This is a genomic window from Vibrio sp. 1731 (assembly GCF_033339955.1).
Lineage (GTDB): Bacteria > Pseudomonadota > Gammaproteobacteria > Enterobacterales > Vibrionaceae > Vibrio > Vibrio alginolyticus.
Window position 1 is genome coordinate 1 of the sequence record NZ_JAWOVO010000034.1, and the last position, 21,025, is coordinate 21,025.

Below are 21,025 nucleotides of genomic sequence, written 5' to 3' on the forward strand. Positions count from 1 at the left end.
GTCATTATGTCACCTGTTAACTTATGAGGTGATGATATCACCTCTAACTAAGTGACCAAATTCAGTGTGCCACTACACATTTATCCGTGACCGTTTGAGCATCTTGAAAGAGTTGGAGAGCGCACAATGAAAATTCAGTTGAGAAAACGCTTGGGCGATCTTCTGGTTGAGGAAGGTATCGTCTCTGAAGAACAAATCCAGCAAGCACTAAACGCACAACGCAGTACCGGGCAGAAGCTAGGGGATGCGTTAATTGACCTTGGCTTTATTACCGAAAAGCAGATGTTGGACTTCTTGTCTCAGCAGCTTGGTTTGCCACTGATCGATCTTGGTCGTGCGCCTGTGGATGCCGAAGCCGTGCAGATTTTACCTGAGGTACACGCACGTCGCTTACGTGCGATGGTCGTTGCTCGAAATGGGGACACACTGCGCGTTGCTATGAGTGACCCTGCGGACTTGTTCATCCAAGAATCATTGATGAACTTGTTGGGCCAATACAACCTTGAGTTCATTGTTGCTTCAGAGCGTCAGCTTATTTCAAGCTTTGACCGTTATTACCGCCGTACTAAAGAGATAGCCTCCTTTGCTGAACAGCTGCATGAAGAGCATAAAGATGTACAAAGCTTTGATTACGGTATTGATGAAGCCGATAGTGAAGAGGTTACCGTTGTAAAGCTGGTTAACTCCATGTTTGAAGATGCGGTACAGGTTGGAGCTTCGGATATTCATATTGAGCCAGACGATCAAGTATTGCGTTTGCGCCAGCGTATTGATGGCGTATTGCATGAAACGCTCTTAAATGAAGTGAACATTGCATCGGCTTTGGTTCTTCGACTGAAGTTGATGGCACACCTAGATATTTCTGAAAAGCGCTTGCCGCAAGATGGCCGATTCAATATCAAAGTGCGTGGCCAATCAATTGATATTCGTATGTCGACGTTACCAACGCAGTACGGAGAATCTGTAGTAATGCGTCTGCTTAACCAGTCTGCTGGTTTGCGTCCATTAGAAGAGTCAGGTTTGCCGCCAGATTTGCTTGCTCGTTTACGTCGACAGTTGGCGCGTCCGCACGGCATGATCTTGGTGACGGGGCCGACAGGTTCAGGTAAAACCACCACGCTTTACGGCGCATTAAGTGAGCTCAACGAGCCAGGGAAAAAGATCATTACAGCAGAGGATCCGGTCGAATACCGTCTGCCTCGCATCACTCAGGTACAGGTAAACAGTAAGATCGATCTGACTTTCTCGCGTGTGCTTCGAACCTTCTTGCGTCAAGACCCAGACATCATTCTTGTTGGTGAGATGCGTGATCAAGAGACGGTAGAAATTGGTCTGCGAGCTGCACTAACGGGGCATTTAGTATTGAGCACTCTCCACACTAACGATGCTGTCGACAGTGCGTTACGCATGATCGATATGGGGGCGCCGGGTTACTTGGTTGCTAGTGCGGTCAGAGCCGTGGTGGCGCAGCGTCTTGTGCGCCGAGTTTGCCCAGATTGTAAAACCGAAGACCACTTAGATGAGTCTCGCCAGCAGTGGTTAGCTGGGCGTTTCCCAAATCAAGTTAGCACAATTTTTTATAAAGGCGCAGGTTGCCAAAACTGTAACTTGACTGGTTATCGAGGCCGAATCGGTGTGTTTGAAATGCTCGAACTTGAGCAAGAGATGATGGATAAATTGCGCGCCAATGATGCGGTTGGCTTTGCGCAAGCCGCGCGCCGCTCAGAAAACTATAAGCCACTGCTTGCTTCTGCAATGGAACTGGCGCTACAAGGCACCGTCAGTTTGGATGAAGTGATGACCCTAGGTGAGGGTGATGCTTCTGGTAAGACTGATCCCATTTTCATATAGGTAAGTGAATGCCAACTTTTCGTTATCAAGGCCGTACGCTAGACGGCTCATCCACTAACGGCAAAATCGAAGCAGTGAACTCAGAAGCTGCGGCGGAAGCATTGATGAATAAAGGGGTCATCCCGCTCAATGTACGTTTAGAGAAAGAGTCGGCAAAAAGCCAAGTGAGCTTATCTAAGCTGTTTGTGCCTGCCATTCCGTTGGAAGTAATTATTCTTTTCTCTCGCCAGTTGTTTAGTTTGACTAAAGCTGGCGTACCTTTGCTGCGCTCTATGCGTGGCTTGTTGCAAAATTGCGAAAACAAACAGCTCAAAGAGGCACTGGAAGATGTCGTTTCTGAACTGAGTAATGGCCGAGGTTTGTCTTCTGCGATGCAGCAACACAGCAAAGTATTTAGCCCACTGTTCGTTTCTATGATCAACGTAGGTGAGAATACGGGTCGACTCGATCAAGCACTATTGCAACTGGCGAATTACTACGAGCAGGAACTCGAGACTCGCAAACGCATCAAAGCGGCGATGCGTTATCCGACGTTTGTGATTATCTTTATTACCATCGCCATGTTTATATTGAACATCTTGGTGATCCCTGAGTTTGCATCGATGTTTACGCGCTTTGGTGTCGAGTTACCACTGCCGACGCGTATTTTGATCGCTACTTCTAATTTCTTTGTTAATTATTGGGTGTTGTTGATTGTGGCAATGATTGGCGCGTTTGCGGTTTTCAGAGCCTGGGTGGCGACGGCTGATGGTCGGGAAAAGTTCGATAAGTTTCGGCTTCGGCTTCCAATTGTGGGCGATATCGTTAATCGCGCGCAGCTTTCCCGTTTTGCCAGAACCTTCTCGTTGATGCTGAAGTCAGGCGTTCCACTTAACCAGTCTTTAGCTTTAGCCGGGGAAGCCCTGGGGAACCGCTTTTTAGAAAATCGAATTCTTGAGATGAAATCCGCGATTGAAGCGGGTAGCACCATTTCAGTGACTGCCATCAACAGTAAAATCTTTACTCCTTTGGTGATTCAGATGATTGCAGTAGGGGAAGAAACCGGTCGTATTGATGAGCTGCTGCTAGAAGTGTCGGATTTTTACGATAGAGAAGTTGATTACGATCTAAAAACACTGACTGCAAGAATAGAACCGCTACTTTTGGTGATTGTCGCAGGCATGGTCATGGTGCTGGCACTGGGTATCTTCCTGCCAATGTGGGGAATGCTAGACATCATCAAAGGCGGCTAATAGGTGGTTGAAAATCAAAGTCGAGCGACGCTAATCGTTTTTGGGGTAATTGCTACCATCACTGCTGTTGGCTTGGCGGTCAAATTACGTCCTGTTACCGAGCAGGCGCAAGTGACCGGAGCGAAGTTGGCGAGAGTTTGGATGCAAGATAGTGTTCAGCGTTATCGTCAAGCTTGGTTAGTACAAGGCGAGCCAAAACATATGCTGATGGATGGTTTTAATCTCACCATGACTGAGGGCGGGCTAGTGTCTCCCTTTACTCAACAAGGTGTTTTAGATTGTGGTTATTGGCTAGCAGTGCATTATCCACAACGTAAAATAATGACCAATAAGTTAATAGATATCAGTGGAACCATCAAAACTGATCGTTATGTCTGTCACTATACTTATGAAAATGGTCAGTCGATTGTAGTTATTTCAACAGCTAATCAACTGAAAATAGACGTCGAAATGTCGGCGGAGTGAATTTTTTGACACCTAATCACTATAATTGGTAATGAAAGTTGGTATAATGCAATCATTACCATAAGTAACAGGCTGTAATAGTGGGTAAACAATAATGTGTTTTTCTCATTGCAGCATGAACTGAATAATGGCAAATCGTCATTCTGCTCAAGCGGTAGATACAGTATCCACTTCACGGTCAGTTTTAGTGAACGTTGCTGCCCCAAACCGTTTTGACATTATCCAAAATGGTCGCGTGACCTAAACGAAACTTTGCAGTTGTACTGCATGCTTACATAGAGAGAGTAAACAATGAAAAGACAAGGTGGTTTCACCCTTATCGAATTGGTAGTGGTAATTGTAATCCTAGGTATTCTAGCGGTAACTGCAGCACCACGTTTCCTTAACCTGCAATCGGATGCTCGTGAATCAGCTCTTCAAGGTCTAAAAGGTGCGATCGATGGTGCTTCTGGTATTGTATTTGGTAAAGCTGCAATTGAGGGTGTTGAGACCAAAACAACTGCGGATAAAGTTACTGTTGAAAATGTAAAAATCAACTACGGTTATCCACAAGCACTTGCTGGTGGTCTAGATAACGCTGTGAATGGTCTAACTCAGGATTGGGCTCTTGTAAATGAAGGTACAGATCCTGAAACGTTAGTAGCGACTTTTGTAAGTGGTGATCTAAAGCCAGGCTTTGATACCAAAGCTAATACTGTTGAGAAAGTAAAAGCAAGTGAATGTTACGTTACATACACTGAAGCAACTTCAAGCGCGGTTGCTACTACGATTGTGACTGATAGTGGTTGTTAATGTAATTCCTAAGGCCAGCTAGTCTGGCCTTTATCTCTTTATTTTGATTAATCTCGGAATAGTTCATATGCGCAAATCATCGGGTCTTAGTGCAATAGAGTTTGTGGTTGTACTGATTATCTTAGGCGTGATCGGTTATGTGGTATTACCAAGATTTATCAGCTTTGAACCAGAGACTTACGAAGCAAAGTGGGAGCAAACTAAGAAAACCGCTGAGCACGTTTCTGAAACGTTAAGCAATAAAGAAACTTACGATCGAATTGAAGAAGAGATTGGCCGTTCAAAAGAGTAAAGTAACTAGACATTGGTTATTTGTTCGTCTGTTCACACTTCGAATCGAAAAATTATAAACCTATCATTAATCTCATAATTTCATCGTATACTTATCTCGCTTGTTCTAAGCCTAAGGTTGGGTTATGAAAATTCGCAGCTCTGCATTAGGATTCACTTTAATGGAGTTAATCCTCGTGATTGTTCTCCTCTCTATCCTTTCACTTTTTGCAGCCAGCCGTTTTATGGGCTCAGGCAGTTTTTCTGGATATGCATTACAAGAACGCGTGATTTCTGTGATTCGCCAAGTACAAGTGAATCGTATGCAGTCGAATGTTGCAAGTCCTGATAACAATTTTCGTTTACAAGTTTCTAGCTCATGTGTTGGTTCGGTTGCTGCCTGTGCACTAACAGGTAGTGCACAAGATGCCCGTAGTGACGTGGTTATCGATAAGTCCGCAAAGTTTTCCGTTATCAGCGGTGCCGCAAATACAATTAATTTTAACCTTCTCGGCAATCCTGTAAGTGGTGCTGTAAACATCTTAATTGAAGATAAACATGGTCGAAGCCGTTGCCAAGTTGAAATTAATTCTCAAGGTTATGTTTCTAAAGGTACATGCTCATGAAGAAATCTAGTGGCATGACGTTAATAGAAATGATCATCGCGATTGTTTTAATGGGCATTGCGATGGTGGCGTTTACTTCTTTTCTTGTCCCTCAAATTCGAGATTCCGCCATTCCTCATTATCAAACTCGTGCCGCTGCATTAGGCCAAGGTTTTATGTCTCAGATATTGGCGCGAGGCTTTGATGAGAACAGCGATTTTGATGGTGGTACTGTTCGATGTGGTGAGAATGGAGTGAGCTGCACTGACGTAAATAAATTAGGTGCGGATAAAAAACTAGACGGTTCTTTGGAAACAACGCCTAGTGATTTCAACGATGTAGATGACTATATCGGGTGTTGGAGCACATCTACAACGGCTTCTCAGTGTGATGGTATCCCTAGAGGGAATATTAGTGATGTACTTGGTGCGGATAGTACTGAGCAGTACAAAAACTTTAGATTAGAAGTTAGCGTTGCCTATGATGATCTGACGGATAAAGCTCCCGATGAAATAACCGAATACAAAAAAGTAACATTACGGATTTTTGCGGGGAACACGCAGCCCCTTACTTTAACAGCCATTAAGGGGAACTACTGATGAAAGATCGTGGTTTCACCTTAATGGAAATGATAGTTACGATTGTGGTCGGCAGCTTCATCATGTTGGGGATAGCTGGCTATGTCCAGTTAGGAATGAAAGGATACGCTGATACTATCGATCGCCAACGAATACAAACGCAGGCTCAGTTTGTTTTAGAAAAGATGACGCGTGAAATCCGCCATGCTGTACCAAATAGTTTTTATGAACCCTCAAGCAACTGTTTGGCGTTTGTGCCTATCGAGTTCTCTGGTTTTTATCTTACTCACAACCAAGATTTACAGTTCTTGCTTGGTAATGATCCAAAGTTAAAAACATTAAGGACCAATCGCTGCTTAGTGATTAACCCTAGTCGATATAATGATTTATTTCCAACGGAATTTGGTGGTAAGTGCCCTTCGATCGATGACATTAGAAAATTAACTGAGCCTAAGCTTTCTCAATCGTTTCAAGTTGGGGGCCTTCATAGGGTTGTAGGTGAAGATGGGAAAACACTAGAGCCTTTTACTCTCAGTGATGCGGCTGATTACTTGGCTTCTAGTTCAATCTCCGACCGTCACTATATCTATAAAGATAATTCTCAGGTTACGTATTGCTTTGATAGTGATAGCGGTGAGTTGACTCGTCAAGACTCTAGATACAATCGCCCGATCACGGTTGCGAAAAATATCGATACATCCAAGAGTGAGATGCACTACAAAGAAGCAACCCTTCAGCGCGGTGGCCTTGTCCATATCAATTTGGAATTTGTTCAAGACGGTGAGCGCAGTGTTTACCAACAAGATGTGCAGGTACTCAATGTCCCATAGAAGAAAGCCTCAAGGCAATGTCTTAATCATCGTGCTGTTCGTCATTATCGTGATGGGCTTTTTGGCTTCCTCTTTAATGAAAGTGACATGGTCGAATCAAAGCGGATTAACAAGAGAGTTTTTGGGAACAAAAGCTTGGTTTGTTGCTCAGTCTGCAAATGAGTGGGCACTGACTCAGCTATATCCTTTAAACGACACTAACCCTGATGTGGCCGATTTTTGTGCCAATACGGTAAGTGGCGCAACACCAAATGTTACACAAGGCACAGGTTGCCAATTAAGTGCTATGACATGTTCAAACATTGGTACCTTTAATGCAGGTACCTCTGAAGCTGAATCTCTGTTTAGAGTGCAAGCCACAGCAGTTTGTGGTTCCGGGGTTGCACAAGTACAGCGACAACAAGAGATTTGGGTTAGGGAGTAAAATAATAATGAAAACGATAAATGCTTTATTAGCACTCATGCTCATGCTGCCGAGTTTTGTGTATGCTTCACAGTGCTCAGTTAAAGGTCAAAATAACTTTACAGTAAGCTTTGATGTCGAGGGAGATGATGAATATCAGGCGGTTAACTTAAAGCAAGGAAACCACGGGTATGTACTTTGGTATACAGAGCATAAAAGAAGTAATACCAATAACTATGACTACTTGTTCAATGAGCAAGAGCTAATTGATGATGTTGATTACAACATAAAGATTACTCATCAGGCTGGCTCAAATACATTGAAGTATTACCGCAAATTTGAAGGTGCGGCGAATTATAAGCTAATAGAAGTCCAAACCGTGAATTTGGAGAGTGGTCAGCATTGGGTTATTGATGTTGGAGATGATGTTGACAACATTCAGTGTTCTAACTCTGTGGACCCTGGTAATCCAGGAGGGCCAATTAACCGTTCACCTGATTTTGAGTTTGGTACGGTCGACAATAGCACCTGTAGCATGGTAGGTGGTAAGTACACATGTACTATCAACTTTGAAAACACGTATGACGCAAGTCATTCTAAACCACTCGTGTTTGTCATGCCGACCATCGACAAAGCCTTATCGAGCAAGAATCCTCGTAAAACAGAGTATCCATCGAGTGTCTCAGTCGTTAACACGACACACAATTCTGCAACCATTGTGCAAGAATTCCCGCCGCATCAAAAAGCAGATAGAAATGTCACCTTTTTAGGTAAGAATAGTTCTGAGGTACAAAAGGAGTTAGCGAAGGTTGACTACTTTGTTATCGAACCTGGTGTTTTAGAGCTTAATAATGGTGCAAAAATTGTAGCGGGTACTATCAAGACCAACGTTGCTGCATCTCAATATAAAAATAATAAAAAAGGCATCAATGAGCAGAATAATGGCATCACCATTGATTTTTACGACTATGGTTTGACAGGGTTTGATGGGAGGCCAGGCGTGTTAGTTCAGCCACAAACCAAAAATAATGATGGTACTAACAACTGGTTTACTGGTATGGCTAGGGATGCGAATACAACGTCCTTTAAACTCGCTTTGGAAAAATCAGAAGTTTATAAGAAGAATAGCCAAGGACATGAAACATTCAATATTCTTAACGATAATGAAACCGTGGCGTTTGTTGCTGGTGAAGGCTTTGGTTATATAAATGGGCAACGTTTTTGGTTAGGGCAAGGTAAAACCAAATACACGCTAGCTCAGAAAGATCCCGTTATTGACCCAGTAGTTGAGGGCTGCAAAGTTTATACTCCGTTCCCAGCTAGCGCTGGCTTTGAGGCTCCGCCCGTTCTTGTCGCGAACAAAAACTCAAGAAATGGTAACAATGGAGGATGGTTACGTCGCTGTGATGTTACCAGTAATTCAGTAGCCTTTATTGTTGAAGAGGATATGCACAAAGACAAAGAGCGAGGTCACTTAAGCGAAGATGTTGGTTGGTTTATGTTTGAAAAACCAGCTGCTTTGGATGTTTGTGAACCGTTCCGCTCTCCAGTACAAACATGGTATGACGCCGATAATCCTAACTCAGGTCTTGGAGAAGGGCGACTATATATTTCGGGGTCTGCACAAATCAAAGGTGCGCGAACAATGGATGAGAATGGTGACATCATCCGCATCGTTGGCTTTGATGATAGTAAAGTATCCGGAGACCTTACTGGCCCTGCTCCAGATTATGAACAGCGCATAAATGCAGGTTGTGATGGGACTCGTTGTTGGGGTAATTCAGATCTGAAAGTACCGCGAGACACATTGGAGAGCTTTCCTAGTTCAAACAGTAGTGGTAGCACTTGGATTGGCACGCCTCAGACTTGGAGAAAAGGGCGCCAAGTAGAAGGTATATTGAGTATAGGTAGTGAGTTAACTTTGATGAGTGGCACCTATTGGATTGACCGTCTCGAAATTAATAACTCTGGAAAGTTACTCGTACCTGAAGGGCAGGAGGTCGTTCTCAATGTAAAAGAAATGAACGTTGGTGGCTTCTTGGGTATGGATATCAAAAATATTGAAAATAACAGCCAGTATGAAGGTTACCTGCGTGTTAATGTCTATGATATTCCTTTCTCAAATCCAAATGCGAGAGTTGATTTTAATGGCTCATCAAAGTTTATCGGTCTGTTGTATAGCGAGGCGCAAGATATTAATGGCAATGAGTCCGTTCAACTAAGTGGGACAGAGTTTTATGGTGCCTTGACTGCTGTTAGTGTAGAGCTAAACTCAAGTGCTCAAATTATTAGGTCTTCATCATGCCTAGCACCTACAAACCAATATGAGTTCGACTTGAGTCCAACTTCTCAACTCGCATTGATGTGCGGTGATGATGCTCCCGTATTTGACATAATTACGAGGAACTCATCAGTTCCCGTAAGCACTAGCATTGATATTTCCATCCCTAACTCCGATGGAGTGGCTTTTAAAGTACAAGTATTGAAGGGAAGCGGTAGCTTATGCTCGATCGCTAGTAATAATGATACGTGTAGGTTCTTTAGTAATAACGAAGGGGAGCTTAAGTTAACAGTTTTAGCGGATGAAACCGATGCACTATTGGCGAAACAACGTTACAAATTAAATGCAACAATGGTGCAAGACATGAACAAATCTAAAGAGGTTAGCTTTAGTTTTGTCCCTTATAAATTTGATATCAAGTCTAGCAATCAAGATAAATGGGATAACTCTGCTATTCCAATGATTGCAAACAAACCTGTTGATATAGATGTTCGAGTACTTGCGTGTCCGCCATCGTCAGATTCGTCTTCTCCGATTGTGCTCAAATATAATCATTCATTAAAGGGTGATGATGTATCTTCTCTAATTACAATGCCATCAGCGAATCAATCCGGTGCTATCTCGCTGTCTGGTCTAGATTTTAAGGACGGCCTAGCAAAATCTTCAGTTACGTTTACGGATTCAGGGGAAGCAACGGTAACCCTAAAGGATTCAGAGTTTGATTGTGATAGTTTTGATGAGCTAAAAGACTCCGATACAAAAGAATGTCAAATCGACGGCGGTCTCTTAAGTGGGAAGTTTTCTGTTAAATCGCGTCCATGGAAGTTTTCTGTTTGCCCTCAGAGCACTGAAGATGAGTATGTTTCCGCAAATGGTAACAGTAAGAGTGGTAATGCTTTTGTTGCCGCTGGTCAGCTCTTTTCTGTTCGAGTCGCACCACTAAAATACAATAGCCCAGAGTGTAGCGAGCAAGAACAGTTAACCCACAATTACTTTTTATCTGAGGCGTCTGCTGAGTTATCGTATACGCTCGATTCTCCAGTTGGTGGTATTTTAGGCAACTTGACTGGCACATTGGTACGCAATGTGTCTGATGATAAAAAAATTGCCTATAGCTATGTTTTTTCCGATTTAGCCTATTCAGAGGTTGGAAGCATAAATTTGTCTGCCTTGGAAACTGGGGCTTTTTATTCTTCAATAGAAGTTGATGGAGATAAAGGGGTCAAAGGTTCTCGTAAGATAGGGCGCTTTTACCCTGATAGCTTTGTGATCAATTCAACGAAATGGGATGCGCCAAAAAATCAAGGAAACATTTCGTATATGGGACAGAAATTCGATTTGGCAGAAGTGTCGATACTCCCATACGGTATGGGTAGTAGTGCGCCATTGAAAAACTACCACTTAATTGATGGCAGTTATCAAGCTAAGCTTGCCGTTCTGGGGGATGGAAAAGTATCAAGCAGTTTAATTCTCGATACATCGTTAGGTGATTGGCGAGAGAACCCTGATGTATCGGAGACTTCACAGTGGTATTTGCAGGACGCTTTTGCATATGTGACTAAGCCTCTCGATGAAAATGGGCCTTTCAATACAAATGATCGACTCTCAAAAACTACAGAGTTTAGTCTTGAAATATCGGGTAAAGACCCTGTTAGATTTAAAAATAGTTCTTCCGAGAGCTACAGTGTATCTGCTGTACTTCCTAGCCAACCTCCTGTTAGGTTTGGACGAATGCTGTTATCTGATGTCGGGGGCTACCAAGGCCAGGAATTGACAGTTCCCCTCTCTGTTGAATTTTGGAATGGTGAGCGTTTTACAGTAAATGAAGAAGATAACAATACCTCTGTAATGAATTTTATTAAAAAACAAACACCAGTTTGGCCTAATGATGGTACTGATTGCTCGGTTATTTTGGAGGGGAATGCGACGGTTTCAGAGGGAACAACACGAAAAATTAAGGTCAAACAAAACTTGGCTACATGTCAATCTGCGATCCGTCAACAAGCTGAACTATGGTTAGGGCTAGACTCGGATGGTAGCAATATCCCTTGGCTCAAGTACAACTGGGATAATAAGAGCCCTGGTGAAGAAAACCCATCATCCGTCGTCACCTTTGGTATTCATCGAGGTAACGATCGCGTGATTTACCGTGGTGAGCCAGGGTTAACCGGACAGTAACAACTTAGGTTTTTGCCCTTAAGTTAGGAAACTGCAAGAAATTGAGGCTTTCTGCTCATGTTTGTGTACCAATACCTTGCTGTGACAGCGAGGCATTGGTACATTTAGAGCAATTTTTGTCTTCTATATTTTTGCAGGATGAGCGAAGAGTATGTTTAAGAAACTTCGTGGCATGTTTTCTAACGATCTATCTATCGATTTAGGTACAGCCAACACTCTAATTTACGTAAAAGGGCAAGGAATTGTCCTTGATGAACCTTCTGTAGTTGCTATTCGTCAAGATCGTGTAGGTTCTGCAAAAAGCGTTGCTGCAGTCGGTCACGCAGCAAAACAGATGCTTGGTCGTACACCTGGCAACATTTCCGCTATCCGCCCAATGAAAGACGGCGTAATCGCTGACTTCTACGTAACCGAAAAAATGCTTCAGCACTTTATCAAGCAAGTGCATGACAACAGCATCCTAAAGCCAAGCCCACGTGTTCTTGTTTGTGTTCCTTGTGGTTCTACCCAAGTTGAGCGTCGCGCAATTCGTGAATCAGCACTTGGTGCTGGTGCCCGTGAAGTTTACCTAATCGACGAGCCAATGGCGGCGGCAATTGGTGCTGGTTTACGCGTATCTGAGCCGACAGGTTCAATGGTGGTCGATATCGGTGGTGGTACAACTGAAGTTGCCGTTATCTCTCTAAACGGTGTGGTTTACTCATCGTCTGTACGTATCGGTGGTGACCGCTTTGATGAAGCTGTGATCAACTACGTACGTCGTAACTACGGCAGCTTGATTGGTGAAGCAACGGCTGAAAAGATCAAACACGAAATCGGTTCTGCTTACCCTGGTGATGAAGTTCAAGAGATTGAAGTTCGCGGTCGTAACCTTGCAGAGGGTGTGCCACGCAGCTTTAGCTTGAACTCAAACGAGATCCTAGAAGCGCTTCAAGAGCCGCTATCTGGCATCGTATCAGCAGTCATGGTTGCACTAGAACAGTGTCCACCAGAGCTAGCTTCAGATATCTCTGAAAACGGCATGGTGCTAACCGGTGGTGGCGCACTACTGAAAGATCTTGATCGCCTACTTATGGAAGAAACGGGTATTCCTGTGGTTATCGCGGAAGATCCACTAACGTGTGTTGCGCGTGGTGGCGGTAAAGCACTAGAAATGATCGACATGCACGGTGGCGATCTGTTCTCTGAAGAATAAAGGTTTAGGTGAAGCTCATGTCGGGCTTCACCTTCATTTCTGCTCTCTCTGTAATTCAAACATGCTCCATACCTAAAAGTATTTAGTTAAGTATTTTTAGGTTGCCAAGTAAGGCTCAATAATCATGGAAGCAATCAGGTCAAAAACAAGATGAAACCGATTTTCGGCAGAGGTCCGTCTCTGCAATTACGTCTGTTTTTTGCTGTCATCGTGTCGGCGAGCTTAATGCTGGCCGATAGTCGTCTAGATACGTTTTCCAACGTTCGATACCTACTAAACAGTATGGTTGCACCGATTCAGTACGCAGCGAATTTGCCTCGTAGTATGTTCGATGGCGTATTTGAACGTTTTAATTCTCATCAGGCATTGGTTGAAGGCAATCGCAGCTTAAAGCGAGAAGTGCTACGCCTGAAAAGCGAGCTTATCTTGCTCGACCAATATAAAGAAGAAAACCAACGCCTACGTAAGTTGTTAGGATCTTCATTTGTCCGTGATGAAAAGAAAGTCGTGACAGAAGTAATGGCGGTTGATACTTCACCTTATCGTCATCAAGTGGTGATCGATAAAGGCCGTATTGATGGTGTTTACGTTGGTCAGCCTGTTATCAATGAGAAAGGCATCGTTGGTCAGGTCACGTTTGTCGCAGCGCACAACGCACGTGTTTTGCTGCTAACGGACGCGAAAAATGCAATTCCTGTCCAGGTGATCCGCAATGATATCCGAGTGATCGCATCGGGCAATGGTGAAATGGATGAAATCCAACTGGAGCACATTCCAACCAGCACAGATATTCAGGTTGGTGATTTATTGGTGACATCCGGTTTAGGTGGCATTTACCCTGAGGGATATCCAGTCGCGACGGTTACCAATGTGGATCACGATACGCGTCAAGAGTTCGCCTCAATCAAGGCTGAGCCGGTTGTGGAGTTTGATCGCTTACGCTACCTACTGCTGATTTGGCCGAATGAAGACCGTCAACACAAAGTACTGCGGTCCAATGTAGATGAAGGGTTAGAGCAAGAACAAGAGGTAACCGATGGCCAATAATGTATTGAGTAGCCGAATGGTGATTGGCGTCAGTTTCTTCGTTGCGCTGGTACTGCAAACCATTCCATGGCCAGGTGTGTTAGATGTGTTACGTCCGTCATGGTTGTTCCTTGTCACGTGTTATTGGGTGTTGGCACTACCGCACCGAGTGAACGTCGGAACTGCGCTAGTGTTGGGCTTATTGTGGGATATCTTGATCGGCTCAACGCTTGGAATTCGTGGCATGATGATGTCGATCGTTATCTACCTTGTGGCGCTGAATTTCCTGTTGATTCGCAACATGGCATTGTGGCAACAGTCGATTTTAATTGCCTTTTTTACTGCGTTATTGGAAGTTTTGATATTCTGTGGGGAATATTTGAACCAGGACGTAGTATTTAATCCATTATCTCTGTGGACGGCGGCAATAAACTGTATACTTTGGCCATGGATGTTTTTATTAATGCGACGAGTTCGTCGTGCATGGCACGTAAGGTAAAGCGGTGAAGAAAAGCTTATCTCTCGTTCTCGCATCGGGTTCTCCGAGAAGAAAAGAGCTGCTTGCTCAACTGGGTTATGATTTTGAGATCGTATTGCCTGATGTTGAGGAAGCCAAACAGGCTCATGAGCAAGCACGAGATTACGTGTTGCGTCTTTCTTTGGAAAAAGCTCAGGCAGGCTTAGCGTTGGCTAAGCCTGATTCCGTTGTATTGGGCTCTGATACGGTCGTAGTATGCGATGACCGTGTGCTAGAAAAACCAAAAAGTTTTGAAGATTCAAAGCGTATGCTTACTGACTTATCGGGTCGTCGCCATCAAGTGATGACTGCGGTGAGCGTTGTATCATCGGAACAACAACATTCAGTGGTCGTTACCACTGACGTGTGGTTCAAACCACTGACTCACGAAGAAATCGAACAATATTGGCAGTCAGGAGAGCCATGCGATAAAGCTGGAAGTTATGGTATTCAGGGACTCGGAGGGCGATTTGTCACCCGAATCGAAGGCAGTTATCACGCTGTAGTAGGCTTACCTTTGTTCGAAACCGATCAGCTAATTCAAGAATTTTTATAATTGTTTTGAGGTGTGCACATGAGTGCAGAATTGCTGCTTAACGTGACCCCGAGTGAAACTCGTGTGGCCATGATTGAAGGTGGAGTACTACAAGAAATACATATCGAGCGCGAATCGCGTCGCGGTATTGTGGGCAATATATACAAAGGCAAAGTAAGCCGAGTGTTACCAGGCATGCAGGCGGCTTTCGTCGACATTGGTTTAGATAAAGCGGCGTTTTTACATGCGTCAGATATTGTTCCTCATACCGAATGTGTGGCAGAAAACGAAAAACAGCAGTTTCAAGTCCGTGATATCTCTGAGCTGGTACGCCAGGGACAAGACATTGTTGTGCAAGTGGTCAAAGATCCGCTCGGCACAAAAGGTGCGCGTTTAACGACGGATATCACCTTACCTTCGCGTTATCTTGTTTTTATGCCGGGGGCCAGCCATGTCGGTGTTTCGCAGCGTATTGAAAGTGAAAAAGAGCGCGAGCGTTTGAAAAAGGTGGTGAACCATTACTGCGATGAGCACGGTGGTTTTATCATTCGTACCGCGGCAGAAGGCGCTGATGAAAAAGAGCTCTCTCAAGATGCGGCATTTCTAAAGCGTTTGTGGCTAAAAGTCATGGAGCGTCGCTCAAAATACAAAACGCGTTCAACACTTTACGGTGAACTCGGCTTAGCTCAACGCATTCTGCGTGACTTTGTTGGCACAGAGCTCGATAAGATCATGGTCGACTCCCGCCTTGAATATGAAAACCTGAAAGAATTCACTTCTGAGTATGTACCGGAGTTAACAGATAAGCTTGAGCTTTACGAAGGTGACAAGCCAATCTTTGACATGTACGACACCGAAAACGAAATTCAGCGTTCTTTAGAGCGCAAGGTCGAGCTAAAATCGGGCGGCTATTTGATCATCGATCAAACCGAAGCCATGACCACCATCGACATCAACACGGGTGCATTTGTTGGTCGTCGTAATCTCGAAGAGACTATCTTCAATACCAATATAGAGGCAACGCAAGCTATTGCGCGTCAGCTACGTTTACGTAACCTCGGCGGTATCATCATTATTGATTTTATCGATATGGCATCCGAAGAGCATCGTCAGCGAGTACTTACCTCACTGGAAACGGCGCTGGCGAAAGACCGAGTAAAAACCAACATCAACGGCTTTACCCAGCTTGGCTTAGTTGAAATGACACGTAAGCGCACACGAGAAAGTATTGAACATATCTTGTGTTCTGGCTGTCCTACTTGTGAAGGCCGTGGCAGCGTGAAAACGGTCGAAACTGTATGCTTTGAGATATTACGCGAGATTACTCGTGTGAACCGTGCTTACGACGCCGATAATTTTGTCGTGTACGCATCGCCGTTTGTTGCTGAAGCGCTATTGGGCGATGAGTCTCATGCGTTGGCTGAGCTCGAAGTATTTATTGGCAAGCAAGTGCGAGTTCAGGCTGAACCCCTGTACATTCAGGAACAGTTTGACGTCGTAATGATGTAATTTGGAACATTTGTGAATTCTGGTGTTAACCGTTTTGGGCGTTTTTGTGCGTGGAGTTTAGTTACTGTATTGGTGTTATTAGCCATATTAGTAACCACGCTTCGCGTCACACTGCCGCAACTTAACCATTTCCAAGATGAGATCAAAACCTGGGTCAAACAAGGCACAGGTTTTGACGTTTCTATTGCCAATGTCGCAGGGACGTGGCGCAATAATCATCCCTCAATTGCGTTACTGGGTTTAGAGGCAAATCTACCAAACGTGCAAGATGCACGCTTCGCTGTTGAAGAAGTCCAAATTGAGTTCGACCTTATTCAATCTCTTTTTCAACTTAAACCTGTAGTTGCAGACCTTACCATTCATAACCTCGCTTTAGACATTCACACGGTAGACATTCTGCCGACTTCTCATCGTCAAGATCCGAAGCCTGAAGTGGATAAGAGCGAAGTGAAACTCATTGACCAACTCGACTCACTTCTTTTACGTCAGTTCGAAGACTTCACTATTAGCGATTCACGGATTTGGTATAAGTCTGTGTCAGGTGAAACTCGCCGTTTAGATATTGAGCAGCTTCGTTGGAGTAATCAAGGGAAGCGTCACGTAGCCGAAGGCACGGTTAGCATTGCCGATGTTCGCCTGAACTCATTGTTAGTAAGCGCTAACTTTAAAGATCATGGCTCGTTGCGCGATGTATCTGGTGAGTTTTACGTGAGTGCTCAAGATGTCTCGGTCACACCTTGGCTGACCACTTACATGCAAGAAGAGTCAGGAGCAGAGTCGGGTAAAGTCAGCTTAAATACTTGGCTAACGCTCAAACATAGCCAACCGCATGATGCTTATGTTGAATTGCTGCCTTCCGAGTTGGTGTGGAATGAAGATGGACATCATGAGCTGTTTATTGAGTCTGGAATTTTCAATCTTCGACCAGATAAACAAGGCTGGAAAGTAAATGGCCACTCACTTCAGATCAGAACCGATAATACCCCTTGGCCAGAGCTAGACGTCGCGTTTGATTGGCAACCAAACGGCTGGATGCTCAATCTCTCTCGGCTCGACATCGAAGCACTCATTCCGCTCATTAAGCTGGCTCCGGAGTCAGAGTCGACCAGTGACCTTATTAACAAACTAGCACCGAAAGGTCGGGTCGAAGATGTCCGATTGTCAATGAACGGCGGTTTAGACACCTTACGCTACTCGGCTGAACTGGATGAACTCGCGATGACACAATGGGAGCTCCTACCCGGGTTTCATCACCTACAGGGCAGCGTATCGGGGGATGTGAATCAAGCTAAAGCAAAAGTCACCGTCATTGATGATGTCTTTCCGTACGGCGATGTATTCCAAGCTCCGCTGAATATCAAACAAGGTGAAGTCGATATTATCTGGCAGCAAGATGATGCGGGTTGGCGTTTGTGGTCGGATAAAGTGACGGCAGCAACGCCTGATCTTCAAGTTTTGGGGGCATTTCGTCTTGATTTCCCAAAAGAACAAAGCCCATTTTTATCGTTCTATGCCGAAGCGGATCTCTACAACGCGGGTGAAACATGGCGCTATCTACCGACTCTGGCACTTGGACAAGACTTAACCGACTATCTTTCGACCGCGATTCAGGGCGGAAAAGTGAATACAGCGAAATTGTTGTGGTATGGCGAGTTAGGGGATTTTCCTTACAAAGAACATAATGGCATGTTCCAAGCTTGGGTTGGATTAAAAGACGCAAAATTTAGCTTTGATACGGCATGGCCAACCATCACGGATTTGCAGCTAGACTTGCTGTTTGAAAATGATGCCATGTATTTGGATTCAAAATCAGCCACACTAAATGGCGTTCATGCCAAGCGTATCACTGGGCGAATCCCTGAGTTGGCAGAAGGTGGACACATCGAGATTGAAGCGAAAGCAAGCGCGCCGGGTAATGAAGTCCGTGACTACATGATGGCGACGCCATTAGTGGATTCAGTCGGTGCCGCATTGACAGCGCTGCAAGTGAGTGGGCCCGTTTACTCTGAGTTTCAACTCAATATACCGTTTGATTTTGAGAAAGAGTCTCGCGCTTGGGGTTATGCCGATTTAACAGAAAATCGTGTTGATATTGAAGCGCCGCCAATGACGCTTGAAAACGCCACAGGGCGTATCACCTTCGACAATGATGTGGTTACCACATCGGGTTTGTCGGCCGAATTATTACAACAGCCTATCTCTCTTGATTTCCATGGAGAGAGTGCGGAGCAAGGCTACAACGTGACAATTAATACACTAGGAGATTGGGATGTCGAGCCTCTCAAACCCTATGTCGGTGAGCGTTGGTTAAACCTTGTTTCTGGCCATGCGCCGTGGCAAATGGACATTGACTTGCAACTCAATGATGTTGGTTTCACTTATCAGCTTGAAGTGCTGGCGCAGCTAAATCGTCTGGCTAGTCAATATCCTTATCCTTTAGCGAAACAAATTGGCGAGTCTGGGCAAGCGAAACTGCAAGCATCCGGCAACCAAGAGAGTATTTCAGCAAGACTACAGATCCCAAATGTGAAGTATCAAACTGAGATAGATATCGCTGGCGATGTCCCGGTTCTGACTGCGACTCATTTAATGGTTGGCAAAGGTGGCTTCCGGATTAGTCCTATTGTCGGGCACGATGCTTCGGTGCGTGTCGAAGAACTGAATTTAGACCAATGGGCTGAGCTTGCGCAGGTCTCTGAGAGCAAGCCTTCATCGTCTGTTTTGGCAAGCATGAAAACGCCGACCATTCCATTGCCGACACGCATTGAAGTTGAAACGCCAAACTTACAGCTCGGTGGGATTGAGTTTCATGATGTGGATTTTTCAGCAAGCAAGAAAAATTTGAGTTGGCAACTCGATGTGGACAGTCAAGAGGTTAAAGGGAAAGCTAACTATCTGAAACCCTATGATCTATCGGTCTCTTTAGAGCACTTGCATCTCTACATCCCAGGGTTTGAAGAGATGACCAAAGAGCGCAGCTCAATCTTTGCGAGTGAAGATCAAAACGCACCTTTGATTACCAATTTTGACCGCAAGTTTCACGCTGAGATGCCAAACTTAACTTTGAACATTGATGATTTTTGGCTGCAAGGCTACAAAGTGGGCAAAGTGAATGTTGATTTGCAGCGTCGCGAGAACCGCTTGGAGTGGAAAAATATCACCTTTAGTAGCGGCAAAAACCGCATTGATATGAGTGGTTGGTGGGACCTGACGAAAGAGAGTAGCCATTCCAACTTAACCATGAAAATGAAAGGTGATAACAACACCGATCTTATGGAGCGCTTTGGTATTACATCAGGCATTCAACAAGCACCATTTGAGATCAATGCCAATATGGAATGGGACGGCGCACCTTGGTCAATGAAGACACAAACCTTGCAAGGAAACGTCTCAACGGAATTTGGTAAAGGCGTGATCAGTGAAGTTAGTGGTGCGGCACGCTTGTTAGGCTTGTTCAGCTTGGATTCTATCATCCGTAAGATGCAGCTCGACTTTACCGATGTATTCGATAAAGGCATGGCATTCAACTCGATCACGGGAACGGGCAAAATCCAAGACGGTGTGTTTATCACCAATGATATCGTAATGGATGCGTTAGCAGGGGAAATGCAAATCCGCGGTATCGCTAATATGAACAGCAGAATGGTTGATGCGGAAGTGAAATTCACACCAGACATCACATCAGGCTTACCAATGCTGACTGCGTTTGCCGTTGCGCCTCAAACGGCTTTGTATGTCTTGGCCATCTCCACGGTGATATCTCCGGTGGTTGAGGTCTTCACTCAAGTCAATTATGAAGTGAAAGGCCCACTAGATTCACCAACGGTGAAAGAAATTTCGCGAAGTAAAGGTGAATACAAGCTACCAGAAAAACTGCGTGAACAGGCCAAATAATTCACCGAATATAATGGAATAGGGAGGAAACACATGGAACGTGTTGGCATTATTCAAATGACTTCGGGTCCGGATATTAACGCGAATTTGGACTTCATCGAAAAACAGTGTGCTTTAGCGAGCAAGCAAGGTGCCAAACTTGTCCTTACTCCTGAAAATACAGTGCTATTTGCCAGTCGCGAAGCTTATCATCAACATGCAGAGCCACTTGGCAGTGGCATGATTCAACAGCGGCTCTGTGAAATCGCAAGAAAGAACCAGTTAACACTGATTGTCGGAAGCATGCCCATTCAAACCGCAAAAGGTGTCACGACAACAACACTTGTATTGCCGCCGCACGGTAAATGCATTGCTCACTATGACAAACTGCATATGTTTGATGTCGACGTAGCCGATGGTTATGGTAGTTATCGTGAGTCGGATACGTTTATGGCGGGTAATCAAATAGTCGTTGCGGAAACTGATATCGGCAGTGTTGGATTGAGTATTTGTTATGATTTACGTTTCCCAGAACTTTATAAAGTATTGCGTCAAGAAGGGGCGGATATCATTGTGGTGCCCGCTGCGTTTACCGCTGTGACGGGGCAAGCTCACTGGGAAATACTATTGCGAGCTAGAGCGATTGAGACACAATGTTGGATTTTGGCAAGCGGACAAACTGGAACGCATCCATGTGGACGAAAAACATGGGGACACTCAATGGTCGTTGACCCTTGGGGACGTATCCATAAACAGCTTCAGGATGAAGTAGGCTTATTGGTGACAGAGATAGATTTGTCACAAAGCCAACAAGTAAGGCAGAATATGCCGCTGACTCAACACAGTCGCTTTCAAAATGAATTGAGACGGAAATAAAAGAGCTAA

Annotated in this window: 17 protein-coding genes; all 17 read left to right on the forward strand. The window is 44.6% G+C overall.

Annotated features, from left to right (window positions below; translation table 11 throughout):
* Nucleotides 1–126: 126 nt before the first annotated feature.
* Nucleotides 127–1,851: a GspE/PulE family protein gene (locus R7035_RS23520; protein WP_005381188.1), complete on the forward strand. Its 1,725-nt coding sequence runs from the start codon at nucleotides 127–129 to the stop codon at nucleotides 1,849–1,851.
* Between the two features lie 8 nt (nucleotides 1,852–1,859).
* Nucleotides 1,860–3,083: a type II secretion system F family protein gene (locus R7035_RS23525; RefSeq protein WP_005397400.1), complete on the forward strand. Its 1,224-nt coding sequence runs from the start codon at nucleotides 1,860–1,862 to the stop codon at nucleotides 3,081–3,083.
* A 3-nt stretch (nucleotides 3,084–3,086) separates the two neighbouring features.
* Nucleotides 3,087–3,548, forward strand: coding sequence for an MSHA biogenesis protein MshF (locus tag R7035_RS23530; protein WP_318146295.1), 462 nt, complete (start codon nucleotides 3,087–3,089; stop codon nucleotides 3,546–3,548).
* 291 nt (nucleotides 3,549–3,839) lie between these two features.
* On the forward strand, nucleotides 3,840–4,340 hold the full coding sequence (locus R7035_RS23535) for a type II secretion system protein (protein WP_256901374.1): 501 nt from the start codon (nucleotides 3,840–3,842) through the stop codon (nucleotides 4,338–4,340).
* Nucleotides 4,341–4,407: 67 nt separating this feature from the next.
* On the forward strand, nucleotides 4,408–4,632 hold the full coding sequence (locus R7035_RS23540; RefSeq protein WP_225492036.1) for a Tfp pilus assembly protein FimT/FimU: 225 nt from the start codon (nucleotides 4,408–4,410) through the stop codon (nucleotides 4,630–4,632).
* 124 nt (nucleotides 4,633–4,756) lie between these two features.
* Nucleotides 4,757–5,236, forward strand: coding sequence for a type II secretion system protein (locus R7035_RS23545; protein WP_225462007.1), 480 nt, complete (start codon nucleotides 4,757–4,759; stop codon nucleotides 5,234–5,236).
* The gene (locus R7035_RS23550; protein ID WP_065274900.1) at nucleotides 5,233–5,814 is read left to right on the forward strand and encodes a type II secretion system protein; all 582 of its coding nucleotides are present in this window, start codon (nucleotides 5,233–5,235) and stop codon (nucleotides 5,812–5,814) included. The genes R7035_RS23545 and R7035_RS23550 overlap by 4 nt, the downstream gene beginning before the upstream one ends.
* Nucleotides 5,814–6,623: a PilW family protein gene (locus R7035_RS23555; RefSeq protein ID WP_256901373.1), complete on the forward strand. Its 810-nt coding sequence runs from the start codon at nucleotides 5,814–5,816 to the stop codon at nucleotides 6,621–6,623. The genes R7035_RS23550 and R7035_RS23555 overlap by 1 nt, the downstream gene beginning before the upstream one ends.
* Complete coding sequence (locus R7035_RS23560; protein WP_256901372.1) at nucleotides 6,613–7,047, forward strand: MSHA biogenesis protein MshP; 435 nt, start codon at nucleotides 6,613–6,615, stop codon at nucleotides 7,045–7,047. Before R7035_RS23555 ends, R7035_RS23560 begins: the two co-directional genes overlap by 11 nt.
* Before the next feature lie 7 nt (nucleotides 7,048–7,054).
* On the forward strand, nucleotides 7,055–11,485 hold the full coding sequence (locus R7035_RS23565; RefSeq protein WP_262652188.1) for a DUF6701 domain-containing protein: 4,431 nt from the start codon (nucleotides 7,055–7,057) through the stop codon (nucleotides 11,483–11,485).
* Between the two features lie 151 nt (nucleotides 11,486–11,636).
* The gene (locus R7035_RS23570; protein WP_005381144.1) at nucleotides 11,637–12,680 is read left to right on the forward strand and encodes a rod shape-determining protein; all 1,044 of its coding nucleotides are present in this window, start codon (nucleotides 11,637–11,639) and stop codon (nucleotides 12,678–12,680) included.
* A 150-nt stretch (nucleotides 12,681–12,830) separates the two neighbouring features.
* A complete protein-coding gene (gene mreC, locus R7035_RS23575; protein WP_005381142.1) occupies nucleotides 12,831–13,727 on the forward strand; it encodes a rod shape-determining protein MreC in 897 nt (298 codons plus the stop codon).
* Nucleotides 13,717–14,205, forward strand: coding sequence for a rod shape-determining protein MreD (gene mreD / locus R7035_RS23580; RefSeq protein WP_005381141.1), 489 nt, complete (start codon nucleotides 13,717–13,719; stop codon nucleotides 14,203–14,205). The genes mreC and mreD overlap by 11 nt, the downstream gene beginning before the upstream one ends.
* Before the next feature lie 4 nt (nucleotides 14,206–14,209).
* The gene (locus tag R7035_RS23585) at nucleotides 14,210–14,779 is read left to right on the forward strand and encodes a Maf family protein (protein WP_017821310.1); all 570 of its coding nucleotides are present in this window, start codon (nucleotides 14,210–14,212) and stop codon (nucleotides 14,777–14,779) included.
* An 18-nt stretch (nucleotides 14,780–14,797) separates the two neighbouring features.
* Nucleotides 14,798–16,267, forward strand: coding sequence for a ribonuclease G (gene rng, locus R7035_RS23590; RefSeq protein WP_005381138.1), 1,470 nt, complete (start codon nucleotides 14,798–14,800; stop codon nucleotides 16,265–16,267).
* A 12-nt stretch (nucleotides 16,268–16,279) separates the two neighbouring features.
* Entirely contained in the window at nucleotides 16,280–20,161 is a 3,882-nt protein-coding gene (locus R7035_RS23595) for a YhdP family protein (protein ID WP_256901370.1), read from the forward strand.
* Nucleotides 20,162–20,194: 33 nt separating this feature from the next.
* The gene (locus tag R7035_RS23600) at nucleotides 20,195–21,016 is read left to right on the forward strand and encodes a carbon-nitrogen hydrolase family protein (protein ID WP_085570016.1); all 822 of its coding nucleotides are present in this window, start codon (nucleotides 20,195–20,197) and stop codon (nucleotides 21,014–21,016) included.
* Nucleotides 21,017–21,025 lie beyond the last annotated feature (9 nt).